The sequence below is a fragment of the Flavobacterium sp. 5 genome, from assembly GCF_002813295.1.
GTDB lineage: Bacteria > Bacteroidota > Bacteroidia > Flavobacteriales > Flavobacteriaceae > Flavobacterium.
On sequence record NZ_PHUE01000001.1, the window covers coordinates 465,670 to 482,825 of the forward strand.

13 protein-coding genes are annotated in these 17,156 nt (G+C 33.0%); all 13 read left to right on the plus strand.

Going from position 1 to position 17,156, the window contains the following annotated elements; genetic code table 11:
• Positions 1–163: 163 nt before the first annotated feature.
• Positions 164–823 (plus strand): response regulator transcription factor, encoded by a 660-nt coding sequence (locus tag CLU82_RS01850; protein ID WP_100841480.1) that lies wholly within the window; start codon positions 164–166, stop codon positions 821–823.
• A 142-nt stretch (positions 824–965) separates the two neighbouring features.
• Positions 966–2,447 carry a nitrate/nitrite transporter gene (locus CLU82_RS01855; protein ID WP_100841481.1) on the plus strand — a complete coding sequence of 494 codons (1,482 nt, stop codon included), beginning with the start codon at positions 966–968 and terminating at the stop codon, positions 2,445–2,447.
• Positions 2,448–2,696: 249 nt separating this feature from the next.
• On the plus strand, positions 2,697–4,112 hold the full coding sequence (locus tag CLU82_RS01860; RefSeq protein WP_100841482.1) for a CmpA/NrtA family ABC transporter substrate-binding protein: 1,416 nt from the start codon (positions 2,697–2,699) through the stop codon (positions 4,110–4,112).
• 619 nt (positions 4,113–4,731) lie between these two features.
• Positions 4,732–8,247 (plus strand): nitrate reductase, encoded by a 3,516-nt coding sequence (locus CLU82_RS01865; protein WP_100841483.1) that lies wholly within the window; start codon positions 4,732–4,734, stop codon positions 8,245–8,247.
• Positions 8,248–8,369: 122 nt separating this feature from the next.
• Positions 8,370–9,797 carry a rubredoxin gene (locus tag CLU82_RS01870; RefSeq protein ID WP_100841484.1) on the plus strand — a complete coding sequence of 476 codons (1,428 nt, stop codon included), beginning with the start codon at positions 8,370–8,372 and terminating at the stop codon, positions 9,795–9,797.
• A gap of 812 nt (positions 9,798–10,609) precedes the next feature.
• On the plus strand, positions 10,610–11,149 hold the full coding sequence (locus CLU82_RS01875) for a hypothetical protein (protein ID WP_157813305.1): 540 nt from the start codon (positions 10,610–10,612) through the stop codon (positions 11,147–11,149).
• 151 nt (positions 11,150–11,300) lie between these two features.
• A complete protein-coding gene (locus tag CLU82_RS01880; RefSeq protein WP_100841486.1) occupies positions 11,301–12,002 on the plus strand; it encodes a hypothetical protein in 702 nt (233 codons plus the stop codon).
• 160 nt (positions 12,003–12,162) lie between these two features.
• Positions 12,163–12,732 (plus strand): hypothetical protein, encoded by a 570-nt coding sequence (locus tag CLU82_RS01885; RefSeq protein ID WP_100841487.1) that lies wholly within the window; start codon positions 12,163–12,165, stop codon positions 12,730–12,732.
• A gap of 177 nt (positions 12,733–12,909) precedes the next feature.
• Entirely contained in the window at positions 12,910–13,950 is a 1,041-nt protein-coding gene (locus tag CLU82_RS01890; protein WP_100841488.1) for a competence protein CoiA family protein, read from the plus strand.
• A 111-nt stretch (positions 13,951–14,061) separates the two neighbouring features.
• Complete coding sequence (locus CLU82_RS01895) at positions 14,062–14,451, plus strand: VOC family protein (RefSeq protein WP_100841489.1); 390 nt, start codon at positions 14,062–14,064, stop codon at positions 14,449–14,451.
• Positions 14,452–14,621: 170 nt separating this feature from the next.
• A complete protein-coding gene (locus CLU82_RS01900) occupies positions 14,622–15,422 on the plus strand; it encodes an alpha/beta fold hydrolase (RefSeq protein ID WP_198520177.1) in 801 nt (266 codons plus the stop codon).
• A 108-nt stretch (positions 15,423–15,530) separates the two neighbouring features.
• On the plus strand, positions 15,531–16,187 hold the full coding sequence (locus CLU82_RS01905) for an ankyrin repeat domain-containing protein (RefSeq protein WP_157813306.1): 657 nt from the start codon (positions 15,531–15,533) through the stop codon (positions 16,185–16,187).
• Positions 16,188–16,335: 148 nt separating this feature from the next.
• Positions 16,336–17,088, plus strand: coding sequence for an SDR family NAD(P)-dependent oxidoreductase (locus CLU82_RS01910; protein WP_100841492.1), 753 nt, complete (start codon positions 16,336–16,338; stop codon positions 17,086–17,088).
• Positions 17,089–17,156 lie beyond the last annotated feature (68 nt).

The window sequence follows — 17,156 nt, forward strand, 5'->3', positions numbered from 1 at the left end:
TTAATAATCGAGTTCGATTTTTAAAAAATCCAAAAAGATACTCACTAAGTAATTTCACTATTCAAAATTCAATTTTTAAATTTATTTTCAAAAAATACGTATCTTAGCATGCAAATTAGATGAATCTACGTAAGAAGTAGTATTGAGTAATAAGTAGTACATTATGAGTGATAAAATTCAAGTAGTTCTTGCAGACGACCACGTTTTTGTGAGAGATGGTATAAAATCATTATTAGAAAACGAAGCCAACATAACTGTTATAGGAGAAGCCACAGATGGTCTCGAAGCATTAACAGCAATAGATGAACTAAAACCAGATTTATTAATTCTTGACATCAGAATGCCCAACTTAACAGGTATCGAAGTTGTCGAACAATTAAGAGCAAAAAATAATTTTGTAAAAATTATAATGCTTTCTATGCATGAGTCCGAAGAATACGTATTGAAATCTATTCAAGCTGGAGCTGACGGATACTTACTAAAAGGATCAAGCAAAGAAGAATTTTTAAAAGCAGTTCATACGGTTTCTAATGGTGGAAAATATTTTAGTGGTGATATTTCATCAATTCTAATTGGACAATTAACTAATCCTTCGCTTATCACTGAGCCAAAACAATCATTAGGAGAAGAACAGGTAATTACCAAAAGAGAAAAAGAAATCTTAAAACTTTTACTTAGCGGAAAAGGCAACAAAGAAATAGCTGAAGCATTAGATATTAGTAAAAGGACTGCCGAAGTTCACCGATTCAATCTAATGAAAAAATTAAAAGTTAAAAACCTAATGGAGCTTTCCAATAAAGCAACAGAATACGCACTTTTATAGCGAGTTCTATACTTTCTAACTAAAAATAAGTATTCTAATATTTGTAAATACGTATAAATACTTAATTATTTTTCAAAAGCTGCGTTTTCGCAGCTTTTCTATTTTGCATACTACTTAGTTTTGTATAAAAATAATAAGTATTATGTCAACAACAAACTCCCTTTCATTATCGCACCGAATTTTATTTCTAAATACTTTAGCTTTCACGGTGTGTTTCGCTTGCTGGACTCTTAATGGGGTTCTGGTTACTTTTTTAGTAGATAACGGAATCTTCAAATGGGATGTTGTCCAAGTAGGATGGCTTTTAGGAATTCCTATATTAACTGGATCAGTTATGCGTTTACCAATAGGAATATTAACTGATAAATTTGGTGGTAAGTATGTGTTTTCAATTTTGCTGCTTCTTTGCTCTATTCCTTTATTTCTTTTACCATTAGCAGATAGTTTTTTTATGTTTGCACTTTTAAGCTTTCTGTTTGGTATGGTGGGAACCAGCTTTGCAGTTGGTATTGGATTCACTTCTATTTGGTACCCAAAAGAATGGCAAGGCAGAGCTTTAGGAATTTTTGGAATGGGTAATGCTGGTGCTGCCATAACGACATTCATGGCTCCTTCTTTATTAAATGAATTCTCAATTGATGATCCACAAAACGGATGGAAAATGCTCCCAATTATATATGGAGTTGCATTAGTTGTAATTGGTATTATCTTTTTGATTTTTACAAAAAACAAAAAAATGGAAAACCAAACTAAGAGTGTTCCTCAAATGCTGCAATCTTTAAAAAGTACTAGAGTTTGGAGATTTGGAGCTTATTATTTCTTAGTATTTGGTTGTTTCGTTGCTTATTCTCAATGGTTGTTACCCAACTTTATGAATGTCTATCAAACGAGTTTGGTTATGGGTGGTATGTTTGCAACAATGTTCAGTTTACCATCAGGTGTTATTCGCGCATTTGGAGGTTATTTGTCAGATAAATTTGGAGCTCGTAAAGTAATGTATTGGGTACTGGGATCATCAGTAATTCTAAGTGCGCTATTAATGATTCCAAAAATGGATATTACCACTTCTGGACCAGGAGTTATGGCAACAAAAAAAGGAATCATCACTGCCGTTTCAAACACACTTGTGAAAGTTGGCGAAAAAGAATTTCCAATTAATTTAAAAATAAACAAACCTCTAGAAAATACAATATTTCCAACTCGTAATTCTTGGCAGGAAGTGGTTGTAAATCAAAATCAAGAAGTAAAGAAAAAAGAACTTATTGCTAAAGGTGTTACTGCTATTCACTTTAGTGCTAATATGTGGGTGTATCTAATCCTAGTAATTCTAATTGGAATTTCATGGGGAATTGGTAAAGCTGCAGTATACAAACATATCCCGGAATATTTCCCAACCGAAGTAGGTGTTGTAGGTGGTATGGTAGGAATGATTGGAGGTCTTGGAGGATTTTTTGGACCAATAATTTTCGGATATTTATTAACCACTACGGGAATTTGGTCTAGCTCATGGATTTTTATTTTACTCTTATCAGCAGCCTGTTTAATTTGGATGCATGTTACAGTAACCAAAATCATGAACGAAAAACAACCAATCTTATCAAAAGAAATGGATAGAAAAAAATAATGCCTTTTTAATTACTTGTGTATAGCTGCTCTCCTAACCTCTTACTTGGAGAGCAGTTTTTATTTTTATTAATCATACTATCACAATAAAAAGCCCTTTACTAAGTGGTCAAGAACAGCTATGCCCATTCCCAAAATCATTTTTAAATCTTCAAAAGAACAAGAGCAGATACACATCACCTAAATTATATTTTTAAAATTACTGAGCATAACTAATCTCACCAGAATATTAACCAAAAACCAAAAGACCATGAGAAAACTAGCCTCAAACTTAATTGCACTTTTGGTAATAGTATTTACTGTTACCGGTTTTAAAAGTCCAGATACAAACAATTCAATTTTAAAAAAGAAAATTACACTCGAGCATAAGCGAACTAACAAAGTAAACCCACCAAAAACAAAAAAACTACCTGTAGAAAAAGCAATCTTAACTATTGGCTTTATAAAACTTACTGATATGGCTCCATTAGCAATTGCTAAATTCTTAGGCTATTTTGAAGAGGAAGGACTTACTGTAAACTTAGAAGCCCAAGCCAATTGGAGAGAAATTCTAGACAAAGTAATAGAAAATCAACTTGACGGTGCTCAAATGCTTGCTGGGCAACCAATCGCAGCTGCCGTAGGCTGCGGAAGACAAGCTCAACTTGTTACCTCCTATTCTATGGATCTCAATGGAAATGCCATTACGGTATCAAATGAAGCTTGGGCAAAAATGAAAGACAGCATACCTCAAGAATATGGAAAACCAGTTCACCCTATTCCTTCTTATGCTTTGAAACCTGTTTTGAATTTTTACAAACATGCAAACAAACCTTTTACCTTTGGAATTGTTGGTGCTTATTCAACTCATAATTATCAGTTGCGCTATTGGCTGGCAGCAGGTGGTATAAATCCAGGATTTTACAGTAACACCAACATTCAAGGAAGTAAAGGAAATGCTGGTGCCGATGTACAGTTGAATATTACAGCGCCTCCGCAAATGCCAGAAACATTAAAGGCAGGTACTATTAACGGCTATTGTGTTGGAGAACCATGGAATCAACAAGCAGTTGAGGAAAGTATAGGAGTTCCTATAGTTACCAGTAAAGAAATTTGGAAAAATCATCCTGAAAAAGTATTCGTGATGACTAAAGAGTTCGTTACTAAATATCCTAATACTGCCATCGCTATCACAAAAGCATTAATAAGAGCCGGAAAATGGTTAGACAATCCTGAAAATCGGAAAGAAGCTACTAGAATTTTGTCAAAATCCGCATATGTAGATGGAAGCAAACGAGTAATAGACAATTCAATGTTAGGTACTTTTGAATTTGAAAAAGGGGACGTTCGATCTGTGCCCGACTTTAATGTTTTCTTTAAATACAATGCAACCTATCCTTATTATTCAGATGGAATTTGGTACATGACTCAAATGAAACGTTGGGGTCAAATAACTGAATCAAAGCCTAATGAATGGTATATCAGTAAAATTCAAGAAGTTTACAAGCCGGATATCTGGTTTCAAGCAGCAAAATTACTCCTAGAAGAAGGCTTTATTTCTGAATCGGATATTCCTGTAACAGATGGTTTTAAAGCTACAACTAACGAATTCATTGACGATATGTTCTACGACGGAAGAAAGCCAGTTGAGTATATAAATAGCTTTAAAATTGGTCTGAAAAACTAGTTTTTGCTTCTCTATCTTTTAACAAAAAACAAAGAAAAAAATACCACCAAAAACAAGTTTCAATCCATTAAGAACCTGATGCATTTTTCAAATGCATCAGGTTTTTTTTTGATTAATTTCTAAAACTATAAATTTATATAGATTCTCGGAATTATAGTATTTCTCGCGTAAGGGATTGTAGTGGAGCTCTTTTTATATTTGGTGATTTTTCTTCACCAAATATAAAAAAGCGGGAACGGAAAGCCCGACCCGACCTTTTTGGGAGGGATACGCCCACATGATTTTTCAAGAACTGACGAAGTAAGTCAAAGTTTCCTTTTCAAGGGAACTCAAAAACTATTCAATTGAAATATAATTGCATTTACGCTGACTAAAATCTAAAAACTTCGATTTCTTTTTATCAAAGTTGCAAAACATGATTATCGTTATGGATTTACACCCCAATTATTCTAATAATTCAAAATATTGAACCTATTTTTAGCATTCTAATTATATTGAATGTAAACGCTAAAATAAAATTAATTTTATACGTATTAATACGTAATTATTACTTACTTTTGTCTGCGTACATTGTACATACAATCCTTAGATGATTACTTCATAAATAAAGATATACATAATGCAAAATACAGAAATCAAAACTACGTGTTCCTATTGTGGAGTAGGATGCGGAATTATTGTAAAAAATGATTCTAAAAATGGAGTGACGGTTACAGGCGATAAAGATCATCCCGTAAACAGAGGAATGCTTTGTTCTAAAGGGATGAATTTACATTATGTTGTCAATGACACTTCGGATAGAATATTATATCCTGAAATGAGATGGAGTAAATCACATCCAAAAGAAAGAGTAAGCTGGGATGCAGCTTTAGACCGCGCAGCAGCTGTTTTTTCTTCCATCATAAAAAAACACGGACCTGATAGTGTTGGTTTTTATATCTCTGGACAATGTTTGACTGAAGAATATTATTTGACTAACAAATTAGTAAAAGGTTTTTTAAAAACTAATAATATAGACACCAACTCCAGACTCTGTATGAGTTCTGCAGTGGCTGGTTACAAAAAAACCTTTGGAGAAGACTCCGTTCCTATTGCGTATGCTGATATTGAACTGGCTGATACTTTTATGATAACCGGAGCAAATCCTGCATTTTGTCATCCCATTCTTTTTAGAAGATTAGAGCAACACAAAGAAAAAAATCCTAAAGTAAAAATAATCGTTGTCGATCCAAGAAAAACCGACTCAGCACTTTCTGCCGATTTACACTTGCAGATACTTCCTGGAACCGATATTGTTTTATACCACGCTATTGGAAAACGATTAATAGAAAAAGGATATGTTGACACAGATTTTGTAAAAAACCATACCGAAAACTATCAACTATACAAAGAACTTGTATCTAACAGTTCTTATGAAAATGCGTCCAAAGTTTGTGGTATTTCTGTAAATGACATTCACTTAGCAGCAGAAATGATTGGCAGAGCCAAAGGATTTATTTCTATGTGGGCTATGGGACTTAACCAAAGTGCTATTGGCGTTGATAAAAATACTGCTTTATTGAACCTTTCACTGGTAACTGGTCAAATTGGAAAACCAGGATCTGGTCCTTTCTCATTGACAGGGCAACCCAATGCAATGGGAGGCCGCGAAGTGGGCGGAATGGCTAACTTACTAGCAGTTCATAAAGAATTAAACAATCCAGAACATCGCAAAGAAGTAGCCGATTTTTGGGGAGTAGATTCCATTTCGGAAAAACCAGGACTTACAGCCACCGAAATGTTTGATGCTTTAGAATCTGGGAAAATGAAAGCGGTTTGGATTATCTGTACTAATCCAATGGTCAGCTTACCAGATTCACGCAGAGTTGAAAAAGCATTAGCAAACGCTAAGTTTGTTGTCGTTCAAGATATTTCTCATAGTGCCGACACCGCAAAATTTGCCGATTTATTATTACCCGCAGCAGGTTGGTTAGAAAAAGAAGGTACAATGACCAACTCTGAGCGTCGTATCTCTTATCTGCCAAAAGGAATTAATCCTCCTGGAGAAGCTTTATCGGATGTTGAAATTTTGTTGAATTTTGCAAAAAAAATGAAATTTTCAGGTTTCAATTTCGAGAATACCGAAGCTGTTTATAAAGAATATTGCCTTATGACCAAAGGCACTAATATAGATGTCTCTTATTTAAATTATTCAAGACTAAAAAACGAAGGAACTTTTCAATGGCCTGTACCAGATTATGGACACCCGGGAACACCTCGTTTATTTTCGGATAAAAAGTTCTTTACCCCATCGCAAAAAGCAATTTTCAATATCCCAACAAGTATCGAAAATACTTCGGAAAAACCATCGGCACAATACCCATTTATATTAACTACTGGACGTATACGTGATCAATGGCATACGATGACCAAAACTGGAAAAGTATCGCGATTAATGACACACACTCCTAGTCCAGTTCTTGAAATAAATCCTATCGATGCTTATAAAGCAAAAATTAAAAATGGAGATATTGTTATAGTAGCCAGTAAAAATGGAGAAGTACGTGTAAAAGCCAAAGTAACCGATACTATCAAAGAAGGTGTTTTATTTTTGCCAATGCACTGGGGAAAACAATTGGATAATGATTTGAACAGAACCAACAATCTAACCAATACTATTGTTGATCCAATCTCCAAAGAACCTGATTTTAAATTCACTACCGTTTCAGTAACAAAATACGTTAAACCTTTTCAAAAAATCGCAGTTATTGGAGCAGGAGCCGCGGCTTTCCGTTTCATTCAGAATTATAGAGAAATCAATACTGTCGATGAAATTATTGTTTTTTCAAACGAGGAAAACCCATTTTACAATCGCGTTTTATTACCGGAATATGTTACAGCCGAATTGTCTTGGGAAAGTCTTTTAAAAATAAAAGATGATGCTTTGGGACAATTAAATATTACTATGAAATCGGGCGTAGCGATTGAAAACGTAAATGCAACCGATAAAATTATAACCGACAGTCAAGGTAAAATTCATCAATTTGACACCTTGATTATGGCTACCGGAAGCCGTCCTTTCATTCCCGAAAATGCGCAATTGCATCTACCAGGTCGTTTTACCATCCGTAAGAAAAATGATGCTGACCGATTAAAAGATTACTTAGAGGGAACTAATTTACCAGCAGAAGAACAACACGTAGTTATTGTAGGTGGTGGTTTATTAGGACTTGAATTAGCAGCAGCGCTTAAACACAAAAAAGTTAAAATAACAATTATCCAAAGAGCTTCCCGTTTAATGGAGCGTCAACTGGATCGTATATCCAGTAAATTATTGGCTGAAGAAGTACAGCTTCGAGATATTCAAATCTATTTTGATAATGAGGTAAGTACTGTATTCGAAACTGAAAATGCTAACGAAATAGAAATTGCCCTAAAAAGTGGACGAATCTTAACTGCAAATGCTATTGTTTACACTATTGGAACTATTCCAAACATTGAATTAGCAAAGGAAACAGGGCTTATTTGCGGTCGCGGTGTCAAAGTAAATCAGTATTTACAGACATCCAATCCAGATGTATTTGCTATAGGTGAAATTGCTGAATTCAACAATCAGTTATTTGGAATCACTTCTGCTGCCGAGGAACAAGCTGATATTTTGGCGAACTTCATTGCTGGTGATATCAGTAGCTATTACAAAGGATCGGTATTGATGAATATTTTAAAACTGGAAGATATCAATCTTTGTAGTATTGGAGAAATCGAAGTACCCGAAAATGATGATTCTTACGAAGAAATTGTTTTTGCCGACTTAGGGAAACGCTATTATAAAAAATGTATCGTTAAGAATGATCTACTAGTAGGTGCTATCCTGATGGGAGATAAAAACGAATTTGCTGAATTCAAAACCATGATTGAAAGCAAAATCGAATTGGCAGACAAACGAAACACATTACTAAGAGGAAGCGGTTCTGAAGCAAAACCTGTGATAGGAAAATTGGTTTGTTCCTGCAGTCAGGTTGGGCATGGTAATATTGAAGAAACCATCAAAAGTGGTGTAACCAACTTTACCGAACTATGCAAAACCACTGGTGCAGGATTGGGCTGTGGCAGTTGCAAAACTGAAGTAAAAGAGATATTAGCTAAATGTAAATAAGTTATAAAGTTGATAGTTAATAGTTGTTGGTTGATAGAAAGAAGTCAAAAGAATCTTTTTGAATCCCAACACCAATCTACTAATAACGATCAACAAACAACTACTCATTAAAAAACAACAAAATGGAATTAACGAGACTCATTGTAAAAGGTGGCGTAATTTCTCCAGGAGAATTACGCGAGATTGTAAATATGGGACTAGAACAAGGCCTTGATACCATATCTTTTGGATCAAGACAAGACATTATATTCCCAAAAGGATTCCAAAGTAATACTGCCGAAAAAATTGGAAAACATCATTTTGTATATCCCAACGAAAAAAGCGGTAACAATATCGTTTCTTCTTACGTAGCAACCGATATTTTAAGCAATACTCCTTGGCTTACCGGAAATAAATTCCTTTATATACTCGAACAATTCAAGGAAAATCCAAAGCTAAAAGTCAATATAACCGATCCCAAACAACAAATCGTTCCTCTATTTACGGGACACATCAACTTTATAGCCTCACACCATGAAGACTATTGGTTTTTATATATTCGTTTGCCAAAATGGGACAAAATGGAACTTTTCCCAGTATTAATTTACAGCTGGGACATTGGAAAAATCTACTACGAAATAGAAAAAATACTTCAGGAAGAACCCGATACAATTGACATGATTTTTCAACTCGTTAGCGACTTGGACACCAACAATAGAACCATCGATCAGCCATTAAACATTTCCTTCTATCCGTTCCCGTACTACGAAGGAATGAACAGACTCGGAATCGATCAATACTGGCTTGGACTCTACTGGCGCAACAACTTATACGACTTACAATTCCTAAAAGAAATGTGTGATTTGTGTTTTGATTGCAAAATCGGAAAAATATGTATCACCCCTTGGAAATCTTTCATTGTAAAAGGAATCCCTAAAGAGCGTAAACTCGATTGGGAAAAATTCTTAGGCAAAAAAGGAATCAACGTACGCCACTCTTTACTTGAGCTTAACTGGCATTTACCTGTTGCAATGGAATGGGCATTGAACCTCAAAACCTTCCTTGTACGTACCCTCGACCAATTCGATATCAGTACTTATGGGCTTACCTTCGGGCTATCCGATTACAATCGTGAGGGACATTATTTTACCTCTATTGTAATCGAAAAAAATGATCCGCCAAAAGATCTCGAATCGATTAAAATACGAGACACTTTCAACATTTTGCATGCCAAGAATTTCGATCCTAACACTCGCGAATACATCGTTCACGCACAGGATGTCGATAAACTGGAATTACCTAATATTCTTATCGAATTAAGTAAAAAATACTTTGAAGAATTAGGAACCAGCGTACTCGAATTTCAAAATGCCACAACCAAAAAAGAAACCAAAACACTAGACATTCATCAATGTCAAGAATGCTTAACCATTTATAATTCAGAATACGGAGATGTTATTCAAGGCATCGAAAAAGGAACACTATTCAAGGATCTCCCAGAGGATTATTGCTGTTCTTTATGCGAAGCTCCAAAAGAAAATTTCACCCCTTTAGAAGAAGCCAAAGTATAATTAAAACAATAAGGGCGAGCCACCATAAAGAGAAAGAGCCAATTCATCGTTGCGGTGAGTCGGCTCTTTCTCTTTATGCTGTCAGGCTATACGCGCTACTTTGGTAGCTTGCTTCTATCCTTCTCGCGGGCATTACGCAATTACAAGAACAATATTCGATAAAACAATACCCTATATTTTATCAACTTACTCAATCCAATTCTCCTATATTCTTATCCTGCACCTATTCTATTAGCTTTCGCGCTTAAACATTTATCTAATTTACAAAACAGAGAAAACACAATGAATTTAATTTCATAAAAACTGGCAACCCAATTTATGGTTTAATCCCCTATCATCAAATAACAAATTCATGAATAAACCATCAGTAAGATACAAAACGACATTCTAAATAGATAATAACTTATTCAAAGATCGTTTTAAGGAGACGGAAGTACGTTTGATGGACACGGAAGCTTGCTTCAAGGAGACGGAAACTTGTATCAGGTCGACGGAAGCATTCATCAGGCTGACGGAAGCTCGTTTCAAGGACACGGAAGGTTGCATCAGACCGACGGAAGCACGCATCAGGCTGACGGAAGCTCGTATCAGGGCATTATTCTTTCTTCGGAGCCCCATTTTTACTTGGCGGAGTACAAAAAACAGCCAAAATAACTAAAGATACGAGTAACGATTTATAATTTTTAAATTTCTATATTTGATATAAAGCAAAAACTGAGACAAACTTTCGTTAATCTACACTAATTTGAGTGTATATGGGAAAGTTTATGGCGCATATAAATGAGTTGGTGGCTATTGGCCCGTAGAAAACGATGAAAAAGAAAATATACTTCACTATTTGTATAATTTTGGCATTAATTATATTGCCATTAATCTATTTATTTAATGAACCAAAATTTACATCTGAATATTGGTTACAGAATAAAATTGATAAAATAAGGTACGAACCAATCAAATTTTGCAAACTTGGATTAAAAAGAATTAAATACCGAATTAATAATAACAATGAAATTAATTTTGAAATTGAAATTAATGATTTAGGATTTTTAATAATAAAAAGGAATGGCTGGTATGAAAATAGTAAAGATGTTAAAACATACTATTTGAATTTCAATCCTAGTAAATTTGCCGAACTTGAAAAACAGTTCAAAATGCAATTTCCACATTCACATACAGAAAATATAGATGATCATTTTTCAGGCAAATATTTTGAACTCCAATTTTCAGATATAAATGAAATAAACAATAATATTGAAGTTGCATATTACAATATTGAACCAGATGAAAACTTTATAGATTTTAAAAACGAAATTATTGAATTGACAAAAGAAACTTTAAATAACAGCCACTAAGCCGTTACAAAAGATTTGGGCATTTGACTTAATTTAAAAATGGTTTTGTATTTGGAAAATTTGTGCATAATGGAAAAAACTCGCATCTTTAATCCCAAACCTCTTGTAGCGCCAAGACGTTGGCAGACATTTTACCGCAGAAACGAAAAATATGAAGAAAAAAATACCTTTACAAATTTTAAAAACATTAGAACCTTTTTTAAAAAAAGAGTCTACAATTTTTGAAATCATTCCTCAAGATCAATATTTAATTAAGTTTGTCGATAAAGACAAAAAATCAGATTTTCATTTTATAATCGAAGAGTTTAAAAACCAACCTGCATTTTCTGTTTTAGTAAATCGTAAACCTCACAGTGATTTAGCGACTAAAATTGATAGAAAATGGGTTAATGTAAATCTTTTAGAAAAAGAGTTTCAAAGTTGGGTAAATATCTTGGAAGAGTACGACAATATAAAATCCATATTTGATGACAATATTGTAGAAGCATTTGCAAATGAATATTATACTGAATTTGAAATTATTGATGAAGATGCCGGAATAAATCCATTAAAGGTCAAGCAAATTCTATTATTAGATGAACATTTAGAAAAAATTCAAAATAATATTGAAAAATATAAGACTGAAAAGAATGAAGCTGAAATTGACAATATTATAAATGAAGTAATTGAATTAAGAGAAAACTTAACCAAAAAATCAAAAAAATGGGTAATTAAAAAATTATCCTTGGTTTGGGGAAAAATATCTAAACAAGGACCAATTTTAATAAAGGAGTTTTTATCCGAAACAAGTAAATACTTAATAAAAGAAAGCGTGAAATTTATAGTCGAAAAAGGAATAGACTTATTGCCTTAAATAAAAAAACGACAGCCGTTACAAGAGATTTGGGCATTTGACTTAATTTAAAAATGGTTTTGTATTTGGAAAATTTGTACATAATGGAAAAAACTCGTTTCTTTAATCCCAAACCTCTTATAGCGCCAAGACGTTGTGCGACATGCTTAAAAAACTGCTTATGAAATTTATTTTTTTAATTACTTTTTGTTCGCTAATTACATTTGGAAAACTCTTTGCATCAAACGATTCAATAATTTCACTTCGATTAAATGAATTGAAATCGAAAGGTATTAATAATAGTTTTGTCATGGAAACTTATTCTACAGGATGTCATTGTTGCGGAACAAACGATAATTGCAATTACGAATCATCACAAATCTATTTTTTTTGGCGTGATAAAGACAAGGACTTTATCCAAACATATAACAAATGTGGTTCTCCCATAAAAGCTATTCACAATAAGGTTTTTGATTTTTATCTTCAAAACCGAAAGACGATTTTAAAAGAAGAAGTGAAAAGCTATCTAATCTCAGAGAAAGATGGATTAGTAATGGAATTAATAATTGACGATTCTCGCCATGTAAAATTTTATCTGGGAGCTGGAGAAAAATATATCGTAAAAGAATATGATGCTTATCAACTTACAAATATGGAAAACGACCAACCTAATCAAAATTTCGAACGAAATAATTCATTAAAATTGGTAAAATTGCAAAAGTCAATTGATGATTTAATCAATACTCAATAATAGCAAGGTCGCACAGCCGTTACAAGAGATTTGGGCAAAAGGCTGAATTTAAAAATGTTTTTGTACTTGAAAAATTTGTGCATAATGGAAAAAACTCGCCTCTTTAATCCCAAACCTCTTGTAGCGCCAGAACGTTGTGCGATAGCTTCCCAAAAAGCACGAAAATGAATTGAGCAAATGAAAAATCTTTATGCTTACAATGAAGAAAATGAATTAATTCATATTAATAACGTTGAAAAAAAATCAGCACAGAATTATTTTTGCATTAATTGTGAAAGTAAAATGATTGCAAGAAAAGGCGAAATAAAAGCTCATCATTTTTCTCATAAAGCTGATAGCAATTGTAGTTTTGAAAGCTATTTACACAAATTAAGTAAAATTCAATTTTACAACGAATACATAAAATGTCTTAATAACAATGAAAGTTTTAATATTCAATATAAAACTTATAGAAATTGTACTTCTTGCAAAGAAAAAGAAAACCTAAATTTAGTTTGCAAACTTGACGATAAAATAAGTTTATTAAATTTAACTAAATGGTTTGATAAGATTACAATAGAAAAATATCACAATGGATTTATTGCGGATATTTTACTTGAGTCTTCAAAAAGCGAAGAAAAACTCTTTATCGAATTTGCTGTTTCTCATAAATGTGAAATAGCAAAAATTGAAAGTAAAATTAGAATTGTTGAAATAAGTTTAATCAATGAATTAGATTTGAAATTTATTAGCGAAAGGAAAATACCTATTAATCAAGAAAATATAATATTTCACAACTTTATAATAAATCAAAAAAATGAAGATTATTTTTTACCAAATGAATGCAACAAAATGTTTAGTTTCTTTGCAATTTATCAGAACAATAAAGCAATAAGCAAGGAATTAAGAATTAAAGAAATAATCTATAATTTAAACATTCACAATTACAAACATTTTCAAATCTTAAAACCAAAAGAAATAGATTATGAATATGATGACGAAATAGAAAGTTATAGTGGTGGACAATTTATTGATTTAATAATTAAATCAGCCTTTGAAATTAAAGATTTTAAAAATTGTTATTCTTGTAGATTTTCAGCAGAAAACAATAATTATTTTTCACGCTATGAATTTGGACATACCCTTTTTTGCAAAAAATTTAAAGCAGTAATTACCAATTCAAACGATGGACATAATTGTGAAAAATATTGGAGAATTGAAAAACCGAACATAGAATAAAACCATCACACAACAGCCGTTCCAAGATATTTGGACATTTGGCTAATTTTAAAGATAGTTTTGTATTTGTAAAACTGTGGATTTCGAAAACAAAAAGCAACAAAAAAAACTATGAGAACAACAGATAACACAACTCATTTTGCTCCCGAACTGCACATTCCCAACGGGACATTCAACATAGATTTTTATATAAAATTTGGTGCTATTGAACATTTTTGTTTTCGCAATGAGGATGGAAGCATTCATGTAGTAGAATTGGAAATTAATGGTGCTATTTTTCATCTTCACGAAACTATGCGTGATGCTCTAGAGCCAATAAGTGCAAAGGGTGTTACAGCAATCATAGGTTTATTTGTACCAAATGTTGATGCAGTAATGCAAAAAGCTATTCAAGCAGGTGCCATAGAAATTAATCCTGCCGAAGACCATGATTATGGTTACAGACAAGGAATGTTCAAAGATCCTTTTGGGCATTATTGGCAAATACAGAAAAAAATATAACCCAATATATTTAACAACGCAGTTAATAAATATCAGAACATTATTGGTCATTTATAGTACAGTACAAAAACTACATACGAATAATAGAAATGAAAAAAATATTTATAACTTTAGTACTCCCGCTTTTCACTTTGATATCGTGCAATGAAAAAAACACAAAAACCAATAAAATGGAAATTGAATCAACAGAAAAATTAAATTTTAACAGTGGATATTCAGACGCAAATGGACTAAAAATGTATTACGAAATTTACGGACAAGGAAAACCACTTGTATTAATTCACGGTGGTGGTTCGACTATTCAAACAAATTTTGAAAAAGTTATTCCATTATTTGCCAAAAACAGAAAAGTGATAGCGGTTGAATTACAAGCACACGGACGAACAACCGATAGAAACTCAGACTCTACGTTTGAACAAGATGCAGACGATGTTGCTACACTTCTCAAAAACTTAAACATCGAAAAGGCGGATTTCTTCGGTTTTAGTAACGGTGGAACAACTACTTTACAAATAGCTATTCGCCACCCTGAAATAGTTAATAAAATAATTTTAGGCTCAGCACTTGCCAAACGAAATGGAGTTCCCGATTGGTTTTGGGACTTTATGAAACAAGCCAAATTGGAAAACATGCCCGAACAACTAAAAGCTGGATATAAGAAAGTGGCAGCCAACCCCAATGGTTTACAAGTAATGCACGACAGAGATGCCAAAAGGATGCTTAATTTTAAAGATATTCCAAACGAACAAATCAAATCCATTAAAGTACCAACTTTAATCATAATAGGTGACAAAGACATTATTACACCTGAACACGCTATTGAAATGCACAGACAAATTACCAACTCAGAATTAGCAATAATTCCAGGGGGACATGGAGAATATATTGGAGAAATAACAACAATAAAACCTGATTTTAAAGAAAGTCAGCTTGTTATTCCAATGATTGAAAAGTTTTTAAATGAAAAATAAACAACCACAGCTATTCATTGGTCTTACAAAAACCAATAAATCTTAACTGTTAGTATCATTGTAAAACGACGACACTTCCGTACAAAAGACAAAATAAATACAATGGATATGGATGAAATTATTGAACTGATAAAAACAAGCAAAAATGACCTTTTAGAACAGAAGCTAAACAACACCCCTTCTCTTGCGGAAATCAAAACGGAACAAGGAATTTCTCTTTTACAATTTGCTGCTTATTGCAGAAATAATTTTGCAATTGACATTTTAAAAAAACATAAAAAAACACTTGATATTTTTGAAGCTGCCAGTATTGGAGACATCGAAACAATCAGTCAATTATTAGACAAAACCCCTGACTTATTTAATTCGTTTTCCGCTGACGGTTTTACTCCTTTGGGACTAGCTTCATTCTTTGGACATTTGTCTCTTGTAAAACTACTTCTTGACAAAGGTGCAGACCCAAACATTGCATCAAACAATTCATTTAAAGTTGCCCCCATTCACTCCGCCTGCGCAATTTCTCACTTTGACATTGCCCAGCTTTTAATAAAACATGGTGCCAACGTAAATGCAAAACAAATGCAAGGATTTACACCATTACATTCTGCTGCGCATAACGGAGAGACAAAACTTTCAAAACTTCTGATAGACAACGGTGCCGAAATTAATGCCAAAACGGATAATGGACTAACCCCTTTATTTATGGCAAATGAAAAGAACTTTCAAGAAACAGCCGAATTAATAATTAAACATGGTGGACAATAATTATGGACAGAGGCTATAAATAGATCATTTGAAAAACACAATTTAAGCTTAGGCTTCTTACCTTTGTACGGATAAACAACAATCCTAAAATTCCAAACTAGAGTATTAAAAATTAAACTCTTTTATAGAATAGTATAATAAAAAAGATATGACAAGAATTGCTTTTATAACAGGTGCAACTTCAGGAATAGGAAGGGCAACTGCAATTAAATTTGCCGAAAACGGGTATAATTTAATCCTATGCGGACGCCGTGCAGAGAAACTGGAAGAATTAAAAAATTCATTACCAGAAACTGTAAAAACTCATAGTTTGGTTTTTGATGTTCGCAATAGACAGGAAGTTGAGCTTCAAATCAACTCTTTACCAAACGAATGGAAAAATATTGACATTTTGGTAAATAGTGCTGGCAATGCTCACGGGCTCTCTTCGATAGACAATGGCGATATTGAAGATTGGGATGCTATGATTGACGGAAACGTAAAAGGATTGTTGTATGTTTCAAGAGCCATAATTCCGCAAATGGTCGAAAAGAAAAAAGGACATATTATCAATTTAAGTTCAGTTGCCGGAAAACAAACGTATGCAAATGGAACTGTTTATTGCGCTTCCAAAAAAGCAGTAGAAGCAATAAGCGAAGGAATGCGACTTGACTTAACCCAGCATGGTATTAAAATTACGAATATCGCACCAGGTGCTGTTGAAACAGAATTTTCAGAAGTTAGATTTAAAGGTGATAAAGAAAAAGCTCAAAAAGTATATGAAGGTTACGAACCATTATTACCACAAGATATAGCCGACTTGATATTTTACACTATCAATGCTCCTGATAGAGTAACCATTGCCGATGTAACTATATATTCTAAATCACAATCAGCTCCTACAATGATTTATAAAAAATAAACTTAGTATAATTTATAGCCAAAAATCAAGCTAGCTACCTGTAAAAGACACAATAATTCCGAATAATT